This is a genomic window from Actinomadura formosensis NBRC 14204, from assembly GCF_001552155.1.
GTDB classification, from domain to species: Bacteria; Actinomycetota; Actinomycetes; order Streptosporangiales; family Streptosporangiaceae; genus Spirillospora; species Spirillospora formosensis.
On record NZ_BCQQ01000186.1, the window covers coordinates 1 to 8,453 of the forward strand.

Below are 8,453 nucleotides of genomic sequence, written 5' to 3' on the forward strand. Positions count from 1 at the left end.
GTTCCAGCGCGGCGGCGGGCTCCGGGGCGTCCGGCGCCCGCCGGGCGGCCGCCTCCAGCAGCGCCGCCGCCTCGGCCGTGTCGCCGCGTTCCAGATGGACGAGCCCGAGCAGGTGATCGCCGATCCAGCCGTCCCGGTGCGCCGCGCGGACCTGCTCCAGCTCACCGATGAGCTGCGCGTCCGTCATCCGCCCCGCGCGCCAGAGGCGCAGGCCCCGGTTGAAGACGGCGTGCGGATGGTGCGGGTCCGCCCGCAACGCACGCTCCCACAGGGCCTCCGCCTCCTCGGGGTGGCCGAGGTCGAGCATGGACAGCGCCTGGTTCGACAGCCCGTCCGCGAGCAGCGTCGCGGGGGCGGGCCGGTCCCGCGGATACGGGGCGCCGGTGACCTGCGCGTACACGGTGGCGAGCGCGTCGGCCAGCTCGTCCATCCGGTCGGGACGCGAGGAGGGGTCCGGCCGGAAGCACGCGCGGAGCAGCTCCGCCAGGCCCGGCGGCAGGATTCCCGCCGCCCGCACCGCGAACTCCTCGAACACCTGCCCGCCCAGCGCGCCCGACCGGGTCGGGGGGCCGCCGGTGAACATCGACAGGACGCTGAGCGCCCACGACCACACGTCCGTCGCGCGGGTCAGCGGCGCCCGGTCGCCCGCCGCCGCCCGTGCCTGCTCGGGGGAGCAGTACGCCGGGGTCAGCCCGGCGAAGCTGACCGCCGGGTCGGCGTCCGGGCGCGGGATCCCGTCCTCACCCGCCCGGATCCGCGCCTTCGCCAGCCCGAAGTCGGTGACCTTGACCGTCCCGTCCGGGGTGAGCATCACGTTGGCGGGCTTGACGTCCTGATGGACGAGCCCGTTCCGGTGCGCGTGGTCCAGCCCCCAGGCGAACTGGATCGCGATGTCGATGATCCGGCCCGTGGCGCGGCGCGGGTCCGGGTCGCCCAGCCGCCGGTCCCGGATCGCGTCGGCGAGGCTGCCGCCGCCGACCCACTCGGCGAACACGCCGGGCAGCGGGCCGAGCCGGCGCACATAGGCGCAGTTCACGATGTGCGGGTGCATGCCGAGCCCGACCCACGTCTCCGCCTCCGCCTCGAACTCCCGCAGCGCCGGCTCGGACCTGACCAGCTCGGGACGGGGCACCTTCATGGCCAGCTCGGCGTCCCAGCCGCGGTGCCGCACCCGGTAGACCAGCCCCATGCCGCCGGTGGCGACCACGTCGCGCACCTCGTACAGATCGAGCACGACATCGCCGCGCTGCCACACCGCGTCGATCATGTGCAGGATCCTACGGATTCGTCGGCTCGCTCCTCTACCCTGGCCGCCTTGGAAGATCACTTCCCCGACGAGGACACACCGACGATTCCGGACACCTGGCGGCGGCGCTGACGGCCGACGAGCCAGCCCGCACCGTGCGCGCCTGGGCCGGCGCGCACATCCGGCTCCTCACCACGGCCGAACTCCGCTGACGCGTCGGGCGCGGCAGGCCGGGCGGGGCAGGCCGGGCGGGGCAGGCTGGGCGGGGCAGGTCAGTACTCGGGCACGGTCGTCAGCACGCTGGGACGCGGCGACGAAATGCGCGCGGACGGCTCCTGCGACCCGGCCGAACGCAGTACCTCCCCGGCGCCGAGCACGGCCGCGTCGCCGGGGTCGTCGCTGGGCCGCGCCTCCAGCCCGGTCTGCTCCCGGATCAGCCGCTCCAGGCCGGGCAGCCGGGCGCAGCCGCCGGTGAGCGTGATGCCGACGTGCAGCAGTTCGCCGGAGATCTCCGAGGAGCAGCCGGTCAGCCCGGTGCAGATCGCGTCCACGATCCGCGCCACCGGACCGGCGATCGCGCGGCCGACGTCCAGGGTGGTGAGGACGATCCCGCGCGGCATCCCGGTGGCGAGGTCGCGCCCGGTCACCACGATCTCCCGGACCGGGCGGCGGTCGAGCGGCGGGACCGCCCCGACCTCCAGCTTCGCGACCTCGGCGGCGGAGGGCGACAGCGCCACCCGGTGCTCGCGCCGCACCAGCGCGACGATCGCCCTGTCCATCGCCGAGCCGCCGACGTGCGCGGTGTGCGCGGTGACGAGGCCGCCGAACGCGATCACACCGACGTCGGTGATGTCCGCGCCGATGTCGGCGATGACCGCGATCTCGGGCCGCTTGGAGGAGGTCATCCCCATGCCGATGGCGGCGGCGATCGGCGTCGGCACGAGGGTGAGATGCCGCGCCCCGGCCTGGTACGCGGAGAACTGCAGGGCCCGGTAGTGGACGGAGGTCATCCCGCTCGGCACCGTGATGACCATCCGGGGACGGGCCGTGTGGTGCCGCTTGTGGTGCCGCCGGACCAGGTGCCGCATCAGGTACTCGGCCTCCTCGGTCTCCGTCGGCACACCTTCGCGGATCGGCCGGACGATCGTGACGTCGGGATTGCGGCCGGCCATCTCCCGCGCGGGCAGCCCCAGCGCGAGGATGCGCCCCGTCTCCCGGGACCGCGCGAGCACGGACGGCTCCCGGCACACGACGCCGCGGTCCCGCACGTGCATCCGCACGGTGGCGCTGCCCAGGTCGATAGCGGTGTCGCGGCCCGCGAAATCCCACATCGCGTCCTCCCAATCGCCCCGAAAGTCGCAAGAGTCTTGTTGATGCCCTTGTGACCTGCGGTGATGCTCATGGCCGGGTAAGTGAATGGCAACGTCCTGGCGACCCGGGACCCGGAATGCCCGGAGCGCCGCGTGCCAGGCGTCCACCCCGTGCCGCACCCGCACCGCTCCGGCCGCGCCGGAGGCGTGGGTGGGAAGGGCAACTGTGCTGCCGCAAGCCGAGTATGCCCATGAAATGCTTGTGAATTGAGTTTTAGCGTGTTTCTCTGAGGTGCATGGCCCACTATGCGCTCAGGTTCACCGCCGGAACGGACATCGGCAGGCGGCGCAAGGCGAACGAGGACTCGGCGTTCGCCGGCCCCCGGCTGCTCGCGGTCGCGGACGGAATGGGCGGCCACCCGCACGGCGACCTCGCCAGCCGGACGGCGATCACGACGCTGGCCGGGCGCCCGCTCACCGGCGACCCCGCCGCCGGCCTCGCCGCCGCGGTGGCCGAGATCGCCGCGCGGCTGGACGAACTCGGCCGCCAGGAGCCCGAACTGGCCCGGATGGGCACGACCCTGACCGCGATGGCGTGGGACGGGACGCGGTTCGCGGTGGCGCACATCGGCGACTCCCGCGCCTACCTGCTGCGCCGCGGTGACCTGTTCCAGTTGACGCGCGACCACACGGTGGTGCAGTCGCTCGTGGACGCCGGGCAGCTCACCCAAGCCGAGGCCGCACAGCATCCGGCGGGATCGGCGCTGGTCAAGGCGCTGCAGAGCGGCGGCAGCGGTGAGCCCGACGTGTTCCGGCACGATGCCCTGCCCGGCGACCGGTACCTCCTGTGCTCCGACGGCCTGTCCGGGGTCGTCCCGCCCGAGGCGCTCCGCGCCGCCCTGGCCGCGGCGGCCCGTCCGGCGGACGCCGTCCCGCGTCTCATCGACCTCGCGAACCGCGCCGGTGGCCCGGACAACATCACCTGCGTCGTCGCGGACGTCGTCCCGGCCGCGGACGCCCCGGCCGCGGAACCGCTGCTGCTCGGCGCCGCGTCCGGAACCGGCTCCGGACGCCCGGCCGGGGTCGGCCGCCGGTTCCGCCGCGCATGAGCGGCGATCCGGGTGTGACCGCGGGCGACATCGCCCGGCTGGCGCGGGTGGGACGCGCGACGGTCAGCAACTGGCGCCGCCGGCACGACGACTTCCCGCGCCCCGCCGGCGGGACGGCGGCCAGCCCGCTGTTCTCCCTCGCCGACGTCGAGGACTGGCTCCGCCGCAACGGCAAGCCCTTCGAGGTGTCCCTCGGCGACCGGGTCTGGCAGCGGCTCCGCGCGTCCGGCGACGACTTCGGTCTCGCCGACCTCGTCGGCTGGGCCGGGCTGCGCCTCCTCGACCTGCGCGGCGACGCCGGGCAACTCCCGTGGCCGGACCTCGAACCCGACGATCCCGGCCTTCCCGGCATGCTGGCGGACCTCGCCGCCGAACACGGCCACGCCGCCGCGTTCGACCTGCTCCTCCAGCGTTACGTCCGGGCGCACTCGCGGCGGCTCGGCGTCACCCCGGCGGACGTGGCCGGGCTGATGACACGGCTCGTGTGCCGCGGCGGCGACACCGTCCTCGGCACCGTCCTCGACCCCGCCTGCGGCCTCGGCACGCTGCTGCTGGCGGCCCCCGGAGCGCGGAGCGCGCTCGGCCAGGAGAGCGACCCGTCCGCCGCGCGCATCGCCGCGGTCAGGCTGCGGCTCGCCGGGACGCCCGCCGAGATCGTCCCCGGTGACTCCCTGCGCGCCGACGGTTTCCCCGGCGAGGCCGCCGACGCGGTCGTCTGCGACCCGCCGTTCGGCGACCGCGCGTGGGGCCACGAGGAACTCGCCGGCGACCCGCGCTGGGAGTACGGGCTGCCGCCGCGCGGCGAGCCCGAGCTCGCCTGGGCGCAGCACTGCCTGGCCCGCGTCCGGCCCGGTGGGCACGCCGCGGTGCTGATGCCCGCGGCCGCCGCGAGCCGCCGGCCCGGCCGCCGCATCCGCGGCAACCTGCTGCGCGCGGGCGCGCTGCGAGCCGTGATCACGGCGGCCCCCGGCGGCCCCGACCTGTGGCTGCTGCGCCGCCCCCGCCCCGGCGAGCGTCCGCCCGCCGCCGTCCTGCTGCTGGACGCCGGGGGCGACCCCGCGCGAGCCGAGGACGAACTGGCGCGGCACCCGGACGGCGAGTTCTGCGTACCGGTCATCGACCTGCTCGACGACGAGGTCGATCTCAGCCCGGCCCGGCACCGCCCCCGGCAGACCGCCGAGGCGTTCGGCCGCCGTTTCACCGAGGTCACCGAGCGCCTGCGCGCCACCGCCCCGGCCCCACCCGGCCTGGAACTGCGCATCCCGCCCCGCCCGCTGCCGGTCACCACGATCTCCGAGCTGGCCAAGGCCGGCGCCGTCGCGATCAGCCACGCCCCCGCCCGGCCACCGGCGGGCGGCGGCGTCCCCGTCCTCACCGTGGACGACGTGCGCGCCGGGACCGGCCCCTCCGGCACGGCCGCCGCGGGCCCCGGCCTGATCATGCTCGAATCCGGCGACGTCGTCGCCACCGCGGCGGGCTCGGCCCGCGTGGTCGAGGAACCCGGCGCCGCCCTCGGCCCCCACCTCACCCTCTACCGGCCGGACCCGGAGCGGCTCGACGCGCACTTCCTCGCCGGCGTCCTCACGTTCGCGCACAACACCCGCACCGGCACCACCTCGTCGAGCCGCATGGACGTCCGCCGGACGCGCGTCCCCCGCCTCTCCCTGGAACGCCAGCGCGCCTACGGCCGCGTCCTCCGCGAGCTGACCGGCCTGACCGAGACACTGCGCGAAATGTCCACCCTGGGGGAGGCCCTGGTCCGGCTGAGCTTTGACGGCCTGCTCGACGGCCACCTCGGCCCCCGGGAGGACGATGCTCATCGCGGACAGGTATGAGCTGGCCGAGCTCCCCCTCGGCCGCGGCGGAATGGGCGCCGTCCACGCCGCCGGCACCCGGTCCCGAACGCGTGTACGCGCAGATCGTCGGCCAGGTCCTTACGGGCCGGCGGCGGACCCGGCGGGCGAACGCCTTCCGGCGCCGGATGCCCGGCACCGGGACGGCGCAATGGATGTCACAGGGCGGTGTATTCGGCCCATGGGCGAGTGTTCGGTTTTGATGCGGGACGGCCGGGTGGCGCGTCCTGTTGTGCCGGGGTGTATCGGGGGGCGGTCATCCGGGGAGTGCCAGTCGCAGCGGGCAATGCGTCGGCGGCGGGCGGAGACTGGGGGGTCCGCTGATCATCTGGCGGTTTCCGGAGCGCCGTCTCCCGCACGCCTTTTCGGCCGGTTTCCCTGGCGAGCTCCTTCACCGACGGCGACCACTTCTTATAGGCGGGGGCGCCGGGGCGTACCGCACCTGCGAACTGGCTCTTCCGCCATGCGGAGAGCTCGTCGATGCGCACTCTCGCACCGGTGTGGGGAGAGTGCAGGAATCGGCCGTGACCGGCGTAGATGCCGACGTGGCCGCGGCCGTGGAAGAAGATGAGATCCCCGGGCTCAAGGTTCTTCAGCTTCACCTTCCGCTTGACCTCGCGGTACTGGTCGTAGGTGACGCGCGGAATCTTCACGTCCGCCTTGCGCCAGGCCGCCATCGTGAGGCCGGAGCAGTCGTAGCTGTCCGGGCCCTCGGCGCCCCACCGGTACGGCTTGCCGATCTGCTTGCGGGCGAACCCGAGCGCCTTCTTCGCCTTCGCACGCTGGGCCGCCTCCCTCTCCCGGTACCTGTCGTACGCCCGCACCTGCGCCAGCGTTCCGGCGTCCAGACGCAGGCTCTGCGGCGACATGGAATCGAGTCCCGTGGGATTGACCGCCATGGGATTGACCGCCGCCTGCGCCGGCGCGCTCAGCGGGACCGCCCGTGCCGGCGCGCTCGGCGGGACGGCCAGCACGAGCCCGGTCGCCGTCGCGGTGACGGCCGCGAGGAGCATTCCCTGTTTTCGCCCGGACGTCCGGGTGTGGCCGGAATGGCCGCCGGATATTTCGTTTCCGGTGCGGTCGTCATGCGAGTTGCGTGCGATGAACATTTCCGTGCTCTCCGTTCCCATTGTCGGGTTTTCTCCGGTGGCAGATCAACAACCTGCCGAGAACCCGGGTACCCGCTGATCGCCGCGGAATTGAGAGAGCCGGATGGTTTTACATGATCATGGCGGGGAATTGGATGCGCGCATCGGTGTTTTTGATCAAGTGATCAGATGGGCGAGCGACTTCAGCGGGACGGGCAGCCAGGCCGGCCGGTTTCGTGCCTCGTACCGCACCTCGTAGACGGCCTTCTCGAATTCGAACGCGTGCATCAGCACCGAATGCGCGGCCGGGTCGGGCCCGCCGGCGGCCGCGTAGCCGCGGCAGAACGCCGCCCGGTTCCGCGCCGCCCAGGCGTGCGCCCGGGTCTCCAGATGCGGCCCCGACTCGGTCGGCACCGTCCCCGCCTTGGTGATGAGGAACCGCGCCGCGTACTCGAAGGAGCGCAGCATCCCGGCGACGTCCCGCAGCGGATGCGCGAGGGCGCGGCGCTCGCTCTGCGTGCGGGCCGGCTCGCCCTCGAAGTCCAGCAGCGCCCAGCCCGACTCGGTCCGCAGCACCTGGCCGAGGTGGTAGTCGCCGTGCAGCCGCTGGACGGTCAGCGGCGACGCCTGCGCGGCCAGATCGAGGAAGACCGCGGTGAGCGCCCTCGCGTGCGGTGCCAGGCCGGGCACGGAGCGGCAGGTGGCGGTCAGCTCGGCGTGCATCCGCGCCGCCATGGCGCGCACCTCCTCCGCGGGGATGACCGTCACGCCGAACGCGTCGCCGAGCGCCCGGTGCACCTGCGCCGTGGCCGCGCCGAGCCGCTCCGCCTCGGCGGCGAAGTCGCCGCCGGCGGCGCTCGCATCCAGTTCCGCCCACTCGTCGCCGGGCGGCGGCGGGTGGGCGAACCAGTCGCGGACGCTCGCGATCGCCAGGCTCCAGCCGTCCGCGCCGGTGTACAGGTAGTCCGACAGCAGCCCGAGCGTGACGGGTCCGGCGCCGTCCGGGCCGGGCTCCAGCTCGATCCAGCCGCGCACGGCGGGGACGTGCGCGCAGCCGCCGCGGGTCAGCGCGAGGTTGACCTCCAGGTCGAGGTTGACGCCGTCGCCGAGCCGGCGGAACAGCTTGCAGATGTAGGCGTCGCCGAACAGCAGCGAGGTGTTGGTCTGCTCGGCGGTGATGGGCAGGCTCGCCAGGTCGGTGCGGATGCGGGCGCCGTCGAGGTGGCGGAACCGCAGCGGCCCGATGGACGCCCCGCCCGCCAGCGCGTCCAGCAGGACACGGGTCAGCTCCGGGTCGTGGGCGGCGTCGTACAGGCGCGCCTCGGGCGTGCCGCCGATCTCCACGTGCCGGAGCCGGTCGGGCAGGTGCCTGCGGACGCCGAGAAGCAGCTGGTAGCGGTCGGGGACTCCGTTCCGCCGGACATCGAGGACGAGGTGGTGCAGGGCGGGGTCGCCGGCGCGGAGTTCGGTGGCGGCGCCGACGGACACGTCGCCGATGTCGCCGTCCTTGGCGCCGAACCACCGCTGCCGGGGCAGCCATTCCGCGAGGTCTCGGGTCAGGTCCGTTCGGGGTGGCAGCACGGTCAGACGGTCCTTCCCGCGCCCACGATCTGCTCCGCGTCGTCGTCGTCCGGCGGGACGAGCTGGAACCAGTAGAAGCCGTGCCCGGGAAGCGTCAGCAGATAGGGGAGCTCACCGATGGCCGGGAACTGGACGCCGCCCATGCACTCGACGGGGAAGTAGCCCTCGAAGCGCCGCAGGTCGAGTTCGACCGGCTGCGGGAAGCGCGACAGGTTGCTGACGCACAGGATCGTGTCCATCTGGCCCCACGGGCTCTCGTCCTCGGT

Annotated in this window: 7 protein-coding genes; 2 read left to right on the forward strand and 5 right to left on the reverse strand. The window is 74.3% G+C overall.

Going from position 1 to position 8,453, the window contains the following annotated elements:
* On the reverse strand, window positions 1-1,267 hold a 1,267-nt coding region (locus AF1_RS30400), incomplete at its 3' end, for a protein kinase domain-containing protein (RefSeq protein ID WP_157419354.1).
* A 251-nt stretch (window positions 1,268-1,518) separates the two neighbouring features.
* Window positions 1,519-2,577 (reverse strand): rod shape-determining protein, encoded by a 1,059-nt coding sequence (locus AF1_RS30405; protein WP_067807184.1) that lies wholly within the window; start codon window positions 2,575-2,577, stop codon window positions 1,519-1,521.
* Window positions 2,578-2,852: 275 nt separating this feature from the next.
* Here AF1_RS30405 and AF1_RS30410 point away from each other — a divergent pair, with 275 nt between their 5' ends.
* Together AF1_RS30410 and AF1_RS30415 are read left to right on the forward strand one after the other, a co-directional pair.
* The gene (locus tag AF1_RS30410; RefSeq protein WP_084263480.1) at window positions 2,853-3,665 is read left to right on the forward strand and encodes a PP2C family protein-serine/threonine phosphatase; all 813 of its coding nucleotides are present in this window, start codon (window positions 2,853-2,855) and stop codon (window positions 3,663-3,665) included.
* Window positions 3,662-5,500, forward strand: coding sequence for an N-6 DNA methylase (locus AF1_RS30415; protein ID WP_067807187.1), 1,839 nt, complete (start codon window positions 3,662-3,664; stop codon window positions 5,498-5,500). The genes AF1_RS30410 and AF1_RS30415 overlap by 4 nt, the downstream gene beginning before the upstream one ends.
* 176 nt (window positions 5,501-5,676) lie before the next feature.
* On the opposite strand, the gene AF1_RS30420 is transcribed toward AF1_RS30415, so the two are convergent.
* The 3 genes from AF1_RS30420 to AF1_RS30430 all read right to left on the reverse strand — a co-directional run.
* Entirely contained in the window at window positions 5,677-6,627 is a 951-nt protein-coding gene (locus tag AF1_RS30420; protein WP_067807190.1) for a C40 family peptidase, read from the reverse strand.
* Between the two features lie 156 nt (window positions 6,628-6,783).
* Window positions 6,784-8,187, reverse strand: a complete 1,404-nt coding sequence (locus AF1_RS30425) for a maltokinase N-terminal cap-like domain-containing protein (RefSeq protein WP_067807193.1) — start codon at window positions 8,185-8,187, stop codon at window positions 6,784-6,786.
* Window positions 8,188-8,189: 2 nt separating this feature from the next.
* Window positions 8,190-8,453 (reverse strand): alpha-glucosidase C-terminal domain-containing protein (locus tag AF1_RS30430; protein ID WP_174548914.1); only part of this gene is annotated, 264 nt, incomplete at its 5' end.